Raw genomic sequence first — 16092 nt, 5'->3', positions numbered from 1 at the left:
GCGCCGAGCACAAGGATTTCGCGATGAACCAAGCGGTATGGATTATTGACGACGACAAGGCGATACGCTGGGTGCTGGAAAAGGCGCTGGGGCGCGCCGGCATCGGCTTCGACAGCTTCGCCAGCGCCGACGACGCGCTGAACGCGCTCTACGACCGCGCCCCGCAAGTCATCATTTCGGACATCCGCATGCCGGGCACCGACGGGCTGAAATTCCTGTCCAAGGTCAAGTCCGAGCACTCGACGCTGCCCGTCATCATCATGACCGCGCACTCCGACCTGGATTCCGCGGTGGCGGCCTTTCAGGGCGGCGCCTTCGAATACCTGCCCAAACCCTTCGACGTCGATCAGGCGGTGCTGCTGATCGAGCGCGCGCTGGCGGAAAGCCGGCCGGACATCGCGGTCAGCGATCATCCGGAAGCGATGCCGGTGCTGCTGGGCCAGGCGCCGGCGATGCAGGACGTGTTCCGCGCCATCGGCCGGCTGTCCCAGTCCAACGTCACCGTGCTGATCACCGGCGAATCCGGCACCGGCAAGGAGCGCGTGGCCGAGGCCCTGCACCGCCACTCGGTGCGCGCGGGCAAACCCTTCATCGCGCTGAACACCGCCGCCATTCCCAAAGACTTGCTGGAGTCGGAACTGTTCGGCCATGAAAAAGGCGCGTTCACCGGCGCGCAAGCCACCCGTCGCGGCCGCTTCGAGGAGGCCGAGGGCGGCACCCTGTTCCTGGACGAGATCGGCGACATGCCCACCGAGCTGCAAACCCGACTGCTGCGCGTGCTGTCCGACGGGCACTTCTACCGCGTCGGCGGCCACACCCCGATCAAGGCCAATGTCCGCGTCATCGCCGCCACGCATCAAAACCTGGAACAGCGCGTGCGCGACGGCCAGTTCCGCGAAGACCTCTACCACCGCCTGAACGTAATCCGCCTGCGGCTGCCGCCGCTGCGCGAACGGCGCGAGGACATCCCGCTGCTGGCCCGCCACTTCCTGGCCAAGAGCGCCACCCAGCTGGGCGTGGAACCCAAGCGGCTCAGCGACGCCGCCATGGACGTGGTCAAGCACAGCCTGTTCTCCGGCAATGTCCGCGAACTGGAAAACCTGTGCCAGTGGATCAGCGTGATGGCGCCCGGCCAGACCGTGGAAGTGGCCGATCTGCCGCAGGAACTGCGCGACCCGGCCGCCGGCGCGCGCCATGCCGGCGGCGCGGAAGCGGGACAGCTTGACTGGCCGCAGCTGCTGGCCGAAGAGGTCAGCCGCCGCCTGCGCGCCGGCGAGGCCGGCATCATCGACGAGCTGACCCGGCGCTTCGAAACCAGCTGCATCCGCAGCGGCCTGACCCATACCGGCGGCCGCAAAGTGGAGGCCGCCCACCTGCTGGGCTGGGGCCGCAACACCCTGACCCGCAAGATCCAGGAACTGGGTTTGGAAGCCCATGCCGATGAAAGCCATGACAAGGCCGATCTCGGGCTCATAAAATGAATCCATGATCATTCCGCAAGGACCCGCCCATGTCCAAATCCGCGCTGGCGCTGCTCACCCTGCTGGCCGGCGGGTGGGTCCAAGCCGCTCCCGTCCTGCGCATCGTCGTCGGCAGCGCCGAACCGGCGCCCTTCATCCAACAGACCTCCTCGCAACTGTCCGGCCCCGTCATCGACCTCGCCCGGCAAGCGGCGGAACACTGCGGCCTGCACGCCCAGTTCCAACAGCTGCCGGCGCGACGCCTGCTGCGCAGCCTGGCGCTGAACCAGGCCGACGCCGCCGCCATGCTCTCCTTCCAGACTGACCGCGCCAAGCAGATGCTCTATCCGATGCGCGGCGAGCTGGCGGACAGCCGGCTGAGGCTGACCGCGCTGTCCTACGTGCTCTACGTTCCGCAAACTTCAACACTGCGTTGGGACGGCCACCGGCTGGACCTGCCCGAGGACGACAGCGTCGGCTTCAATCGCGGCTGGTCGGTCATCCGCGTATTGAAAGCCCGCCGGATTCCCACCGAGGCCGGCGCCGATCTGGAAGAAAATTTCGCCAAGCTGCAGGCGGGCCGCATCGCCGCCTTCGCCATGCACGAACCCGGCGGCGACGCTTACCTGGCGCAACACCCGCAGCTGCGCATGAAAAAGCTGCTGCCGCCGCTGAAGACCGAAAACAGCTATCTGGTGTTCGGCAAGGCTTACGGCCAGGCGCATCCGGAACGCATGCGCTGCGTCTGGAATCAATTGCCGTCGCTGCGCCGGCAATTGGACCTGCCCTAAGAGCCGGTTCACAGTCTCGTGAGCAAGGGCGAGACCAGCGGAGAAAGCGGAATCTACTCGTGGCGCATGAGCATGTCGCAGACGGCGCGCAGCCGATCGTAAACCGCTTCCCAGTCAGGCGGCCGCGCCCAGCGGCGTCAGCCCCGGCAAGGTGGCGAAGCTCTGCTCCCTCACCGTGACCAGAAAATCCTGCATATAGGCGAGGCCGCCGTCGTCGCTGCGCACCGCCGCGTACAACTCGCTGCTCAAACCGCTCTCGCCTATCGGCCGCGCCACCACATAGCCGCGCTCAAGATAGGGCTTGACCGCCCAGTAGGGCAAGGCCGCCACCCCGCGGCGGCTGGCCACCAGCTGGATGATGGCGATGGTCAGCTCGCTGCTGCGCCGCGCCGGGTTGACGCCCGCCGGGCGCAAAACCTTGCGCACCAGATCCAGCATCTCGTCCGGCACCGGGTAATGGATCAGCGTTTCCCCGGCGAAGTCCTCCGCCAGCCAGCAGCGCTTGTTCGCCAGCGGGTGATCCCGCGCCACGATGCCCACCATCTCATAAGCGAACAGCGGCTGGTAATCGACGCCGGCCTGCGGCTCCGCCTCCGACACGATGGCCAGATCGGCGCGATGGCTCAGCAGCAGGCTGACCGGATCGGTGTGGAAGCCGGATACGATGTCCAGTTCAACGCCCGGCCAATGCTGGCGGAATGCGTCCATCGCCGGCATCAGCCAGTCGAAGCAGGTATGGCACTCCACCGCCACCCGCAACTCGCCGGCCTCCCCCTGGCGCAGCCGCGCCAGATCGCGCTCAGCCGACGCCACTCGGGCGTTCAGGTCGTGCGCCAGCGCCAACAGCCGCTCGCCGGCGGCGGTGAAGCGCAGCGGCTGGGTCTTGCGCTCGAACAAGCTCATGCCATAGCCCTGCTCCAATTGTTTCAACTGGTGTGAGAGCGCGGACTGGGTCAGGAACAGGCGGCTGGCCGCCAAAGACACGCTGCCGGTTTCGGCCAGCGCCAGCAGGGTGCGCAGATGTCGGATCTCCAGAATGCTCATCATGAATTCATTTCATGTTAACTGGCAAAATAATGAGTTTGTATCATACAACAGCTTGCGCAATGCTAGGGACATCACGAACCAAGGAGTCCGCCATGACCACCCTGCACCTGCTCGGCTTTCCCCGCATCGGCGCCAAGCGCGAACTGAAGACCCTGCTGGAAAACTACTGGAAAAACGAAATCGACGAAGCCGCGCTGCTGAGCGGCGCGCGTGAACTGCGCCAGCGCCACTGGCTGCTGCAAAAAGGCGCCGGCGTGGAACTGTCCCCGGTAGGCGATTTCTCCCTGTACGACCACGTGCTGGATGCGCAGCTGCTGGTGGGCGCACTGCCTCCGCGCTTTGGCTTCGACGCCGCCCGGCTGAGCACCGAGCAATATTTCCAACTGGCGCGCGGCAACGCCGGCCAGCCGGCGCTGGAAATGACCAAATGGTTCGACACCAACTACCACTACCTGGTGCCGGAATGGCATGAGGACACCGCCTTCCAGGCGCAGCCGGAGCGCCTGCTGGCGCAAGTGCGCGAAGCCCAGGCCCTGGGCCTGCGCGCCAAGCCGGTGCTGCTGGGACCGCTGTCGCTGCTGTGGCTGGGCAAGGCCAAGCACGCCGGCCTGGACAGGCTGTCCTTGCTGCCCGCCCTGCTGCAGGCTTATCGCGACGTGCTGGCCGCGCTGGCGGCGGCCAAGGTGGAATGGGTGCAGATCGACGAGCCCATTCTGGCGCTGGACCTGCCGCCGGAATGGCTGGCCGCCTTCGAACCCGCCTACCGGCAATTGCAGGACGGTTCCTTGAACCTGCTGCTGGCGACTTACTTCGGCAGCGTCGCCGAACACGCCGAGCTGCTGCAACGCTTGCCGGTGGCCGGCCTGCACCTGGACCTGGTGCGCGCGCCGCTGCAACTGGCGGCCTTCGCCGACGGCTGGCCGCAGGACAAGGTGCTGTCCGCCGGCGTCATCGACGGACGCAATATCTGGCGCGCCGATCTGTCCCGCGTGCTGGCCAGCCTGCAACCCTTGGCCGCCGATCTGGGCGAGCGTCTGTGGATCGCCCCCAGCTGCTCGCTGCTGCACGCGCCCTTCGACCTGGCCGCGGAAACCCAGCTCGACGTCGACGTCAAAACCTGGCTCGCCTTCGCGGTGCAAAAACTCAATGAGCTGAAAGTGCTGAAACGCGGCGTGGAGCAAGGCCGCGAAGCCATCGCCAATGAATTGGCCGGCAGCGACTACGCCCGTCAGCAGCGCGCCGCCAGCCCGCTGATCCACCGCCCCGAAGTGCAGCGACGCCTGGCCACGCTGCCGGCCGACGCCGACCGCCGCCACAGCGCCTATCCGGCGCGCGCCGCCGCGCAGCAAGCCTGGCTCAAGCTGCCGCTGCTGCCCACCACCACCATAGGGTCCTTCCCGCAGACGGCCTCCATCCGCGGCGCTCGCGCCGCCTTCAAACGCGGCGAGCTGTCCGCCGACGCCTACCGCCAGGCGATGCGGCAGGAAATCGAGCTGGCGATCCGCCGTCAGGAGGCTTTGGACATCGACGTGCTGGTGCACGGCGAGGCCGAACGCAACGATATGGTGGAGTACTTCGGCGAGCAATTGTCCGGCTTCGTGTTCACCGCGGGCGGCTGGGTGCAAAGCTACGGCAGCCGCTGCGTGAAGCCGCCCATTTTGTTCGGCGACGTGGCGCGGCCGCAAGCAATGACCGTGGAATGGGCGGAGTACGCGCAAAGCCTGACTCCGCGTCCGGTCAAGGGCATGCTGACCGGCCCGGTCACCATCCTGCAATGGAGCTTTGTCCGCGACGACCTGCCGCGCGGCGAAGTCTGCCGCCAGATCGCCCTGGCGCTGAACGACGAGGTGCGCGACCTGGAGACCGCCGGCATCCGCGTGATCCAGATCGACGAACCGGCCATCCGCGAAGGCCTGCCGCTGAAGCGCGCCGACCGCGCCGCCTATCTGGATTGGGCCGGCGAGGCCTTCCGGCTGTCTTGCCACGGCGTGGCCGACGCCACCCAGATCCACACCCATATGTGCTATTCGGAGTTCGGCGACATCCTGCCGGCCATCGCCGCGCTGGACGCCGATGTGATCACCATCGAAACCTCGCGTTCGGACATGGAGCTGTTGCAGGACTTCGGCCACTTCCGCTATCCCAACGCCATCGGCCCCGGCGTCTACGACATCCACAGCCCGCGGGTGCCGCCGGAAGCGGAAATCCAGCAACTGCTGGAAAAGGCGCTCCAGGTGATCGAGCCGGAAAAACTGTGGGTCAACCCCGACTGCGGCCTGAAAACCCGCGGCTGGCCGGAGGTGGAAGCCGCGCTCTCCAGCATGGTCAAGGTCAGCAAGACGCTGCGCCGGCGTCTGGCGCAGGAGGCCGACGCCGTCGTTTGAAGCGTTCAATCTGTCGGCATAATAGAAAAGGCCCCTCGATCGAGGGGCCTTTTTTCGTTCCGACTCAAGGCTGCAACATGCCCGGCGTCATCATCGCCTTCAAACGCGTCTGCTCTATGCCGTGGCGCTCGCGGTGGCTCAACCACCAGATCGAGCCCTTCTTCACGCTCCACAACTGCTGCTGCTCGGACAACAGGCTGGACGCCAGCCAGCCGATATAGGGCTGATGGCCGACCAGCACCACGGTGCGGTCCGTCTCCGGCCAGCCTATCGCCTCCAGCACCTCCTCCGGCGACGCCGTCGGGTTCAGCGCCGGCAAGGTCTGAAAGCTTTTCGCCAGCAAGGCCGCCGTCTGCTGCGAACGCTTGGCCTCCGAGGCCAGCAGCAGATAATCGCGCGGCAGGCGCACCCGCAGCCAGGACGCCATCTGGCTGGCCTGCTGCTGTCCGCGCCGCGTCAGCGCGCGAGCCAGATCATCGGAGCCGTCCTCGGCCTCGGCGTGGCGCCACAAAATCAAATCCATACACACCCCTCGTCAAATATTTTTAATTCGGCGCAAGCGAGCCAAGTCGGGCACCCGCCCAGGGCGGGATGCGCGGCTTGGCGCGACTGCGAAATGAAAACCGCCGGCGCGCTACAACGGGAACAGCGCCAGCAGCAAGGGCACCAACAAGGCGGTGAGCACCCCGTTCAAGCCCATCGCCAGGCCGGCGAAGGCGCCCGCAGTCTCCGACAGCTGAAACACCCGCGCCGTTCCAATCCCGTGCGCGGAAATGCCGGTGGCCACGCCCAGCGCCATATCGTCGCGCAGGCGCAGACCGTTGAACAAGGGCCGCGCCGCCACCGCGCCGAAAACGCCGGACAGGATCACGCACATCGCCGCCAACTCCGGCACCCCGCCTATGCTTTGCGACACGCTCATCGCGATCGGCGTGGTCGCCGCCCGCGTGCTCAGCGACAGCAAAACCTCGCGCGGCAAGCCGAACAGCCAGCCCAGGCCCACGGCGCTGACGACGCCGGTGACGCCGCCCAAGGCGATGCTCAGCGCCAGCGGCCCGGCCGCGCGCTTGAGCCGGCTCAGATTGCCGTACAAGGGCACCGCCAAAGCCACCGTCGCCGGCCCCAGCAACATCTGTATCCACTGCGCGCCCTGCATGTACTGCCGGTAATCGGTGCGCGTCAGCAATAGCCAGCCCAGCACCAGCAACACCCCGATCAAGACCGGGTTGGACAGCGGATGGCCGCGGCAACGGCGATTAAACCCCAAGGCCAGCCGGTAAGCCAGCAGCGTGATGAACACCCCGGTCAGCGGCGATTCCCTCAGCGCGGACAATACGCCGACGCTAGTCATGCCCGCCTCCTCGCCGCCGCGCCAGCATCCAATGCAAGGCCAGCCCCGGCACCAGCAAGGTGATCAAGGTCGACAAGACCAGCACCGTCGCCAGGCGCGCGCCGTAATCGGCCAGCAAGGCCTGATACGCCAGCACCGCGCCGCCGGCCGGGATAAACAGCAAGGACATATGCGCCAGAAAACGCGGCGCATGGGTCTGCAGCGTCGCCGGCGCCCCGCGGCGCGCGCACAAGGTGACGAACAGCAGCAGCATGCCCAGAACCGGTCCCGGCACCGGCACGCCCAAACCGCGCGACAAGACCTCCCCCGCCAATTGATAGCCCAGCAGCCACAGCGCAGTCTCCATCATGCGATCATTCCTCCTTCCCCTTGATGACGACATGATAATCCGCCGGCTTGCGCTTGGGGATAGACAGATGGGCGCGCGTCGCGTCGCAGAAGGGACGGGACAAGCCCCCGCCGGCTTTGGCATAATGCGCGCCATGCCCAATCCCCCAATCTGGCTGCCGGAACCGCCGGCGCTGTCCGCCGCCGCGCAATCCTGTCTCACCGAAGCCGGCTCGCTGACCGAACGGCTGCAAAGCACCGGCCGCCGCTTCGCCGTGCGCGTGCTGCGGCAAGGCCCCGACGCCTGCCTGGAAGACGAGGCGCAGCCGCTCGGCCTGGCCGCCGGCGCGCCGCTGCAGGCCCGCGAGGTGGCGCTGACCCTGGACGACACCCCGGTGGTGTTCGCCCGCAGCGTCACCCGTCTGGACTGCGCGGCCTGGCAGCCCATTCTAGACCGCGGCAGCCGCTCGCTGGGTCTGACATTGTTCGGCGGTCTGCCCGATTTGCTCCGCGACCCGCTGCGCTACCGCCTCATCGCCGCCGATCATCCGCTGTTCGCGCCGGCGGCCCGACTCAGCCCGCACGCCAGCTACCCGGCGCGGCGCTGCCGCTTTCTGCTGCGGCAGGCGCCCTTGCTGGTTTGCGAACTCTTTTTGCCGGAGCTGGAGAATTTCCTGCGATGAACGCCACCCGCCTCAATGAACGTTTGACGGTTTACATGCAACTGATGCGCATGGACAAACCCATCGGCACTTTCCTGCTGCTGTGGCCTACGCTGTGGGCGCTGCTGATCGCCGGCCAGGGCCGGCCCGACCCGCTGATCGTGCTGATCTTCGTCGTCGGCACCTTTCTGATGCGCTCGGCCGGCTGCGTGATCAACGACTACGCGGACCGCGACTTCGACGGCCACGTGGCGCGCACCCGGCAACGGCCGTTCGCCCGCGGCGCGGTCGGCAAGAAGGAGGCCTTGCTGCTGGCCGCCGGTCTGGCCTTGCTGTCGCTGCTGCTGATCCTGCCGCTGAACGGCCTGACCCTGCTCTTGAGCGTGCCGGCGCTGTTCATCGCCGCCAGCTATCCGTTCACCAAGCGCTTCTTCCCGGTGCCGCAAGCCTATCTGGGCCTGGCCTTCTCCTTCGGCATCCCGATGGCCTTCGCCGCCCAGACCGGCGAGGTGCCGGCGCTGGCCTGGCTGCTCTTGCTGGCCAACGCCAGCTGGACGCTGGCTTACGACACCGCCTACGCGATCAGCGACAAACCGGACGATCTCAAGATCGGCATCAAGACCTCGGCGATCACCTTCGGCGACTACGACGTGCTGGCCATCATGCTGTTCCACGCCGTCTTCCTCGCGCTGATGGCCGGCATCGGCCTACACCTGGCGCTGGCCTGGCCTTTTTACCTGTCCTTGCTCGTGGCCGTCGCCTTGATGGCCAAGCAATATCAGGACATCAGGGAACGCGACCGCGCCGCCTGCTTCAAAGCCTTTCTCGACAATAATCGCGTAGGCGCGGCCATCCTCGTCGGCGTGGCGCTCAGCTACAGGTTGCCGTAAAACCCAATGTCATCATTTTGCGGCGCAGCGATACTTTGTGAATTCCTGTGAACTTTTCGAGAAGGGTTCAATCCCAGAGAAGGCATATTCCACCCATTTGGAATTGCAGCCGACATGCACCACCGGCTTCACACAAGAAAGGACATATCATGAAACTGATTTCCGCTCTGATCGCCGCTGCTTTCGCCACTAGCGCCCTGGCCGCCTCCCCGGCGTCCGCGCCCGCCGCCGAAAAGAAAATGGAGCATAAGGCCGAACACAAGCAGGCCGGCAAAAAGCACCACAAGAAGCATGCTTCGGGCGCCGCGCACCACAAGAAATCCGGCCACAAGCATTCGGGAAAGAAAGCTGAACACAAAGCGGCTTCCGCCGCCAAGTAATTGATCGCCGGGCCGAGGGCCCGACGCAAAAACGCCGCGGCTCGCCATGCGCCGCGGCGTTTTCATATCCGGGTACGATCAAAGGCCGGCCGGAGGCCGGCGGCGGGCGTCAGCCGGGCGGAGAATTATTCGCCGAAGCCACAGAACACCTCGCGCATCATCTTCAAGACTTCCAGCGTGCGGATGTCGCCGACGCGGTAATAAACGCGGTTGGCGTCCTTACGCGTGCGCAACACGCCCTTGTCGCGCATAATGGCCAAATGCTGAGAAATATTGCTCTGCGACGTGCCCACCTGCTCGACTATATCCTGCACGCTCACTTCCTGGTCTTCCAGCACCGATATGATCTTCAAACGCAGCGGGTGCGACATGGCCTTCATCGCCCTCGAGGTCTGCTCGATCTGGTCATCGTTGAACAGCAAGGCTTCTCTCCCTGTAGAGTCATTTTATTTAGTCTGACTGCGGTACAATACTACACTAAATCCAATACCATCAAGATTTTCTAATATTCAGAATGTGAATGCCATGAAATCCATCAAACCGGTGTTGTTGTTGATTCTCGACGGTTTTGGCCATCGCACCGAAGGCGATGACAACGCAATTCTTCATGCCTCGATGCCTAATTGGAACCGTCTGCGCCAGACCTTCCCCTACGGCACCATCAACGCCTCGGAAAACTTCGTCGGCCTGCCCTCCGGCCAGTTCGGCAATTCCGAAGTGGGCCACCTCAACATCGGCGCCGGCCGCGTGGTGCAACAGGACATCAGCCGCATAGACTGCGACATCGAAGACGGCCGCTTCGCCGCCAATCCCGCGCTGGTCTCCGGCATCGCCAAAGCCAAGGACGCGACGCTGCACATCATGGGCCTGCTGTCCGACGGCGGCGTTCACAGCCATGAAAACCACATTCACTCGCTGATCCGCGCGGCCCAGGCCGCCGGCGTCGCGCGCATCCACGTGCACGCCTTCCTGGACGGCCGCGACACCCCGCCGCGCAGCGCCAAGACCTATCTGGAACGGCTGGACGCGGTGCTGGCGGAATGCCCGGCCGCGCGCCTGGCGTCCGTGACCGGCCGCTACTGGGCGATGGACCGCGACAAACGCTGGGAGCGCCTGGAGCCGGCTTACCGGCTGCTGGTGGAAGGCGAAGGCCTGTTCCACGCCCGCAACGGCCTGGAAGCGCTGGAAGCGGCCTACGCCCGCGACGAGAACGACGAGTTCGTCAAGGCCACCGCCATCGGCGAGAGCGCCCGGATGCGCGACGGCGACGTCGTGGTGTTCATGAATTTCCGCGCCGACCGCGCGCGCCAATTGGTCAGCGCGCTGACCGACCCGGCCTTCGACGGCTTCAAGGCGCGCCAGCCCAAGTTCGCCGACTTCGTCACCCTGACCTCCTACGGCGAAGCCTACAGCCGCCTGTCCATCGCCTATCCGCCGCAGAAAATCAGCAACGGCTTCGGCGAATACCTGGCCAGCCAGGGCCTGAAACAGCTGCGCATCGCCGAAACCGAGAAATACCCGCACGTCACCTACTTCTTCAACGGCGGCGAGGAGCAGGTCTATCCCGGCGAAGACCGCATCCTGGTGCCATCGCCCAAGGTGGCCACTTACGACCTGCAGCCGGAAATGAACGCAGGCGAAGTCACAGACAAAATCGTCGCCGCCATCGCCTCCGGCCAATATCAGGCCATCATCTGCAATTACGCCAACGGCGACATGGTGGGCCACAGCGGCATCTTCGACGCCGCGGTCAAGGCGGTGGAAGCGCTGGACGACTGCGTCGGCCGCTGCGTGGAGGCGATGCGCGCCGCCGGCGGCGAGGTGCTGATCACCGCCGACCACGGCAATTGCGAACAGATGTACGACGCCGAACACCACCAGCCGCACACTCAGCACACGCTGAGCCCGGTGCCCTTCCTCTATGTCGGCCGTCCGGCCCGGATCCGCGCCGGCGGCTCGCTGCGCGACATCGCGCCGTCGCTGCTGGCGATGATGGGCCTGGAACAACCAGCGGAGATGACCGGTCAATCGCTGATCGAACTCCAATAAGACCCGCCGCCGCCGGCTCCGCCGGCGTCAAGGAGCCGGACCCCTCGCTCGAGGACGGGGCGTCCGGCCCGCGGCCCAAGCAGAAAGCATATTCCCGGCCATGAAACCCTATGTCCTGATGGCGGCCTTGATCGCCGGAAGCAGCCACGCCGCGCCTCCGGCCTCCGCCGCGCTGTCCACCGCCCCGCACCAGCAAGATCTCAAATCGGTGCGCAAGGAAATCGACACTCTGAAAAAAGACATCGCCCAGAAGCAGGCGGTGCAAAAAGAAGCGCAATCGGCGATCAAGGAGTCGGAACAAGCCATTAGCCAGACCAGCCAGGCGCTGGTGAAGCTGGAAAAGAAACAAAGCAGCTCGGAACAGCAGCTCGAAGCGCTGCGCGCCCAGATCAACGCCAGCCGCAACAGCCTGGCCGCGGTGCGCCAGCGCGTGGCCCTGATGCTGGCGCGCCAGTACAAGAGCGGCCAGCACGACGCGATGAAGCTGATGATGAACGCGAACGACCCCAATCAGAGCGCGCGCGACCTCGCCTACTATCAGCACATCGCCCGCGCCCAACAGCAATTGGTGGCCCAGCTGATCACCCACCAGCACGAGCTGGAAGCGCTGTCCTTCCAGCTGGAGCAGGAACTGGCGCGGCTCAACTCGCTGTCGGACCGCAAGAGCCAGGAAAAGAGCTCGCTGCAGCAGGACAAGGCCAGCCAGCAGCAAGAACTCAACAAGGTCACCGGCGAGATCAAGACGGGACAGAGCAAACTCAGCCAGTTGCAGGAAAACGAAAAACGCCTGACCGGCCTGATCGCCCAGATCAACAAGGAAATCCAGCGTCGCCGCGCCGAGATCGCGCGCAAGGCGGCGGAAGAACGCAAGGCCAGGCTGGCCGCCGCCCGCGAAGCCGCGCGCAAGGAAAACGAACGCCGCCGCAAGCTGGCGGAAAACGCCAAGAAACAAGGCAAGCCGGTGCCGGAGGAAGCCAAGCAGACGGTCACGGTGAAAGAGGAAGCCATCACCGACGTGGCCGACGACAGCGCCGCCGGCCGCGCCTTCGTCAGCCTGCAGGGGCGGATGAAAATGCCGGTGGCCGGACAATTGGTCGGCCGCTTCGGCAAGCCGCGTCAGCAAGGCGTCAGCTGGAAAGGCCTGTTCATCCAGACCGCCAACGGCACCCCGGTGCGCAGCGTGGCCGACGGCACCGTGGTGTTCGCCGATCAACTGCGCGGTTTCGGCAACGCCGTTCTGGTCGATCACGGCGGCAATTACATGACGGTCTATACCGGACTATCGGTGATAGGCAAATCCGTGGGCAGCAGCGTCAAGGCCGGCGACACGATCGGCAACACAGGAACACTGGACAGCGGCGAATCCGGCCTGTACTTTGAAATCCGACACATGGGACGACCCCTAAACCCGCAAGCCTGGGCGCGCTAAGCCAGGCAACGGAGACAGATAACAAACATGAGCAGCCAAAGAATGAAGAAGATTGCCTGGCTAGTGGCCGGCGCCATGGCCGGCGGCGTGCTGACGCTGAGCATGCAAGCCTTTGCCGACAAGGGCGAATCCCCTCTGCCGCTGAGCGAGCTGCGCACCTTCGCCGAAGTGTTTGGCCGCATCAAGCAGGACTACGTCGACCCGGTGGAAGACAAGAAGCTGATCACCGCCGCCATCAAGGGCATGCTGACCGGTCTGGACCCGCACTCCGACTACATGGACCCGGAGGCCTTCAAGGAACTCAAGGAAGGCACCCAGGGCGAATTCGGCGGCCTGGGCATCGAGATCGGCGCCGAGGACGGCCTGGTCAAGGTGGTGTCCCCTATCGAGGACACGCCGGCGCAGAAGGCGGGCATCAAGAGCGGCGACCTGATCATCAAGATCGACGACACCCCGGTGCGCGGCCTGTCCCTGACCGACGCGGTGAAGAAAATGCGCGGCAAGCCGGGCACCAAGGTCACGCTGACCATCGCCCGCAAGACCGAGACCAAACCGCTGGTGTTCACGCTGGCGCGCGCGGTGATCAAGACCAAGAGCGTCAAGTACAAGCTGTTGGAGCCGGACTTCGGCTATGTGCGCATCACCCAGTTCCAGGAGCACACCTCCGAGGACCTGGCCGCCGGCGTGCAGGCGCTTTACAAGGAAAACAAGCAGGGGCTGAAAGGCCTGGTGCTGGACCTGCGCGACGATCCGGGCGGACTGCTCAACGGCGCGGTCGGCGTATCCGCCGCCTTCCTCGCCAAGAACCAGCTGGTGGTCTACACCGAAGGCCGCACGCCGGACGCCAAGATGCGCTTGACCGCCAATCTGCAGAACTACGCCCGCCCCAACGGCAGCGACCCGCTGGCCCGGCTGCCGGTGGAAGCCCGCAACGTGCCGCTGGTGGTGCTGGTCAACGGCGGCTCCGCCTCGGCGTCGGAAATCGTCGCCGGCGCGCTGCAAGACCACAAGCGCGCGGTGCTGGTGGGCACCCAGACCTTCGGCAAGGGCTCGGTGCAATCCATCATGCCGCTGGGCAACGCCGGCGGCATCAAGCTGACCACCGCCCGCTACTTCACGCCCAACGGCCGCTCGATCCAGGCCAAGGGCATCGTGCCCGACGTGGTGGTGGAGGACGGCACGCTGACCGCGGCGGAACAAGCCATCCGCGTGCGCGAAGCCGATCTGGAAAACCACTTGGCCAACCCCAACGGCGAGGACAAGCCGGCGTCCAAGAGCAGCGTCAAGCCGGCTCCCGCTCCGGCCCCCCAGCCGGCCCCGGCCAAGCCGGACGACGGCAAGGACAAGGCCAAGCCGGAAGAAAAGAGCCAGTTCGGTCCGCGCGATCCCAACCCCAAGAACGACAACCAACTGTCGCAGGCGCTGAACATTCTCAAGGTGCAGCAAATCCTGCAGAAAAAAGGCAGCTGATCCCGCGACGGCAGCCATCGCGCGCCCCTGGTTTTTCCAGGGGCGTTTTTCATGCGCGCCCGCTATTGTCCTCCTGCAAAACACCGTCATTCCTGCTACGCTATCCGGCTCAACCCTAGTTTTCCGGCCGGAGCCGCTGACCCCATGCTTACCCGCGAATTCGTGCTTTCCTTTCGCGAAGCCGCCCCCTATATCAACGCCTACCGCGGCAAGACCTTCGTGCTGGCCGTCAGCGGAGAAACCCTGCAGGACGGCGAATTCGCCAGCCTGGCCCAAGACATCAACCTCTTGGTCAGCCTGGGCGTGCGCATCGTGCTGGTGCACGGCATCCGCCCCCAGATCGAAGGCCTGCTGAAACGACACGGCATCGCCCGCCTGTTCCACCGCGACCGCCGCGTCACCGACGCCGCCACCATGGATGTGGTCAAGCAGGCGGCCGGCGCCACCCGCTGCGACATCGAAGCGCTGCTGTCCATGGGCATGCCCAATTCGCCGATGCACGGCGCCCATCTGCGCGTGGCCGGCGGCAACTTCGTCACCGCCCAGCCGCTGGGCGTGCTGGACGGCGTGGACATGCAATACACCGGCCAGGTGCGCCGCGCCGACGGCGCCGCCATCCGCGCCCGCCTAGACCACGGCGAACTGGTGCTGCTGTCGCCCATCGGCTACTCGCTGACCGGCGAGGCCTTCAACCTGACCATGGAAGAACTGGCCACCCATGTCGCCATCACCCTGAAGGCGGAAAAGCTGATCTTCGTGATCGAACAACGCGGCGTGATGCTGGACGAGGAACTGATCAGCACGCTGACCGCGCAGCAGGCCGAGGACCTGCTGGCCTCCGGCCGGCTGCAGGAAGACGTCAGCGCCTACCTGCCCTACGCCATCCGCGCCACCCGCGAAGGCATTCCGCGCGCCCACTTGATCAGCCGCCACGCCGACGGCGCCTTGCTGGTGGAACACTTCACCCGCGGCGGCAACGGCACCATGATCGCCCGCGACCCGCTGGTGAGGGTGCGCAACGCCAGCATCGAAGACATCGGCGACATCATCGGCCTGATCCAGCCGCTGGAAGAACAAGGCGTGCTGGTCAAGCGCAGCCGCGAACACCTGGAAGTGGAGATCGGCGAATACTCGGTGCTGGAACACGACGGCAAGATCTACGGCTGCGTGGCCATGCACTCCTTCCCCGACTCCGGCACCGCCGAACTGGCCTGCCTGGCGGTGGCTCAGGACAAGCGCGACGGCGGCTTCGGCGAGATGCTGCTCAAACATGTGGAATACCAGGCGCGCACCCAGGGCCTGCAATCGCTGTTCGTGCTCACCACCCAGACCGCGCACTGGTTTGTCGAGCGCGGCTTCGCCGAAGCGGACAAGAGCGCGTTGCCGCTGGCGCGGCAGCAGTTCTACAACTATCAGCGCCGCTCCAAGGTTTTCGTCAAGGTCTTGTAAGCCTAGGGCCGCGTCGAGGTTGGAAGCGTTTCATCTCTGTGACACAATATTGAATTAACCTTTTTCCGATATTTTAAGGATTGCGCCATGAGCAGAACCGTCAATTGCGTCAAGCTGGGCCGCGAAGCCGAGGCCCTCGACTTCCCGCCGCTGCCGGGCGAACTGGGCAAGCGAGTGTTTGAGAACGTGTCCAAGGAAGCCTGGCAAGGCTGGCTGCGCTATCAGACCATGCTGATCAACGAAAACCGCCTGAGCCTGGCCGACGCCCGCGCCCGCCAGTATCTGGCCGCGCAGCTGGAAGCCTATTTCTTCGGCGACGGCGCCGACGCTCCCGCCGGCTATACTCCGCCGCAGAACTAATCGCCATGCCCAGCCCTCCAAGCGAGGGCTTTGTTTTTCCCTG

The 16092-nt window shown here is 65.4% G+C and carries 16 protein-coding genes; 11 read left to right on the top strand and 5 right to left on the bottom strand.

Annotated features, from left to right (window positions below; translation table 11 throughout):
* Positions 1-23: 23 nt before the first annotated feature.
* Both ntrC and NK214_RS17525 read left to right on the top strand, forming a co-directional pair.
* Complete coding sequence (ntrC, locus tag NK214_RS17530; protein WP_253315103.1) at positions 24-1481, top strand: nitrogen regulation protein NR(I); 1458 nt, start codon at positions 24-26, stop codon at positions 1479-1481.
* A 29-nt stretch (positions 1482-1510) separates the two neighbouring features.
* The gene (locus tag NK214_RS17525) at positions 1511-2251 is read left to right on the top strand and encodes an ABC transporter substrate-binding protein (protein ID WP_253315102.1); all 741 of its coding nucleotides are present in this window, start codon (positions 1511-1513) and stop codon (positions 2249-2251) included.
* A 114-nt stretch (positions 2252-2365) separates the two neighbouring features.
* Here NK214_RS17525 and NK214_RS17520 read toward each other — a convergent pair whose 3' ends face one another.
* On the bottom strand, positions 2366-3298 hold the full coding sequence (locus tag NK214_RS17520) for a LysR family transcriptional regulator (protein WP_256477493.1): 933 nt from the start codon (positions 3296-3298) through the stop codon (positions 2366-2368).
* 11 nt (positions 3299-3309) lie between these two features.
* On the opposite strand from NK214_RS17520, the gene metE reads away from it, so the two are divergent.
* A complete protein-coding gene (gene metE, locus NK214_RS17515; protein ID WP_371926294.1) occupies positions 3310-5682 on the top strand; it encodes a 5-methyltetrahydropteroyltriglutamate--homocysteine S-methyltransferase in 2373 nt (790 codons plus the stop codon).
* Between the two features lie 64 nt (positions 5683-5746).
* On the opposite strand, the gene NK214_RS17510 is transcribed toward metE, so the two are convergent.
* The 3 genes from NK214_RS17510 to NK214_RS17500 form a co-directional block, all read right to left on the bottom strand.
* On the bottom strand, positions 5747-6205 hold the full coding sequence (locus NK214_RS17510) for a histidine phosphatase family protein (protein ID WP_107798500.1): 459 nt from the start codon (positions 6203-6205) through the stop codon (positions 5747-5749).
* Positions 6206-6316: 111 nt separating this feature from the next.
* Positions 6317-7033, bottom strand: a complete 717-nt coding sequence (locus NK214_RS17505) for an LrgB family protein (protein WP_253315100.1) — start codon at positions 7031-7033, stop codon at positions 6317-6319.
* Positions 7026-7382: a CidA/LrgA family protein gene (locus NK214_RS17500; RefSeq protein ID WP_253315099.1), complete on the bottom strand. Its 357-nt coding sequence runs from the start codon at positions 7380-7382 to the stop codon at positions 7026-7028. Before NK214_RS17500 ends, NK214_RS17505 begins: the two co-directional genes overlap by 8 nt.
* Before the next feature lie 133 nt (positions 7383-7515).
* Here NK214_RS17500 and NK214_RS17495 point away from each other — a divergent pair, with 133 nt between their 5' ends.
* The 3 genes from NK214_RS17495 (at position 7516) to NK214_RS17485 (ending at position 9292) form a co-directional block, all read left to right on the top strand.
* Positions 7516-8043: a chorismate lyase gene (locus NK214_RS17495; RefSeq protein ID WP_227104441.1), complete on the top strand. Its 528-nt coding sequence runs from the start codon at positions 7516-7518 to the stop codon at positions 8041-8043.
* Entirely contained in the window at positions 8040-8912 is an 873-nt protein-coding gene (gene ubiA / locus NK214_RS17490) for a 4-hydroxybenzoate octaprenyltransferase (protein ID WP_253315098.1), read from the top strand. The genes NK214_RS17495 and ubiA overlap by 4 nt, the downstream gene beginning before the upstream one ends.
* A gap of 149 nt (positions 8913-9061) precedes the next feature.
* Positions 9062-9292 (top strand): hypothetical protein, encoded by a 231-nt coding sequence (locus NK214_RS17485; protein WP_199225815.1) that lies wholly within the window; start codon positions 9062-9064, stop codon positions 9290-9292.
* Positions 9293-9417: 125 nt separating this feature from the next.
* Here NK214_RS17485 and NK214_RS17480 read toward each other — a convergent pair whose 3' ends face one another.
* The gene (locus tag NK214_RS17480) at positions 9418-9714 is read right to left on the bottom strand and encodes a helix-turn-helix transcriptional regulator (protein WP_019100570.1); all 297 of its coding nucleotides are present in this window, start codon (positions 9712-9714) and stop codon (positions 9418-9420) included.
* Between the two features lie 103 nt (positions 9715-9817).
* On the opposite strand from NK214_RS17480, the gene gpmI reads away from it, so the two are divergent.
* The 5 genes from gpmI to NK214_RS17455 all read left to right on the top strand — a co-directional run bounded on the left by gpmI (position 9818) and on the right by NK214_RS17455 (position 16049).
* Positions 9818-11341 (top strand): 2,3-bisphosphoglycerate-independent phosphoglycerate mutase, encoded by a 1524-nt coding sequence (gene gpmI, locus NK214_RS17475; RefSeq protein ID WP_253315097.1) that lies wholly within the window; start codon positions 9818-9820, stop codon positions 11339-11341.
* A 100-nt stretch (positions 11342-11441) separates the two neighbouring features.
* A complete protein-coding gene (locus tag NK214_RS17470) occupies positions 11442-12770 on the top strand; it encodes a murein hydrolase activator EnvC (protein ID WP_107798494.1) in 1329 nt (442 codons plus the stop codon).
* Positions 12771-12797: 27 nt separating this feature from the next.
* Positions 12798-14240, top strand: coding sequence for a S41 family peptidase (locus NK214_RS17465; RefSeq protein WP_227104445.1), 1443 nt, complete (start codon positions 12798-12800; stop codon positions 14238-14240).
* Positions 14241-14384: 144 nt separating this feature from the next.
* The gene (gene argA / locus NK214_RS17460) at positions 14385-15689 is read left to right on the top strand and encodes an amino-acid N-acetyltransferase (RefSeq protein WP_107798492.1); all 1305 of its coding nucleotides are present in this window, start codon (positions 14385-14387) and stop codon (positions 15687-15689) included.
* A gap of 87 nt (positions 15690-15776) precedes the next feature.
* Positions 15777-16049, top strand: a complete 273-nt coding sequence (locus NK214_RS17455; RefSeq protein WP_048409108.1) for an oxidative damage protection protein — start codon at positions 15777-15779, stop codon at positions 16047-16049.
* Positions 16050-16092 lie beyond the last annotated feature (43 nt).

It is taken from the genome of Chromobacterium sp. S0633 (genome assembly GCF_024158805.1).
Taxonomy (GTDB): Bacteria; Pseudomonadota; Gammaproteobacteria; order Burkholderiales; family Chromobacteriaceae; genus Chromobacterium.
The sequence above is the reverse complement of the archived record's forward strand: the minus strand, read 5'-3'. Positions and strand labels throughout refer to the sequence as shown.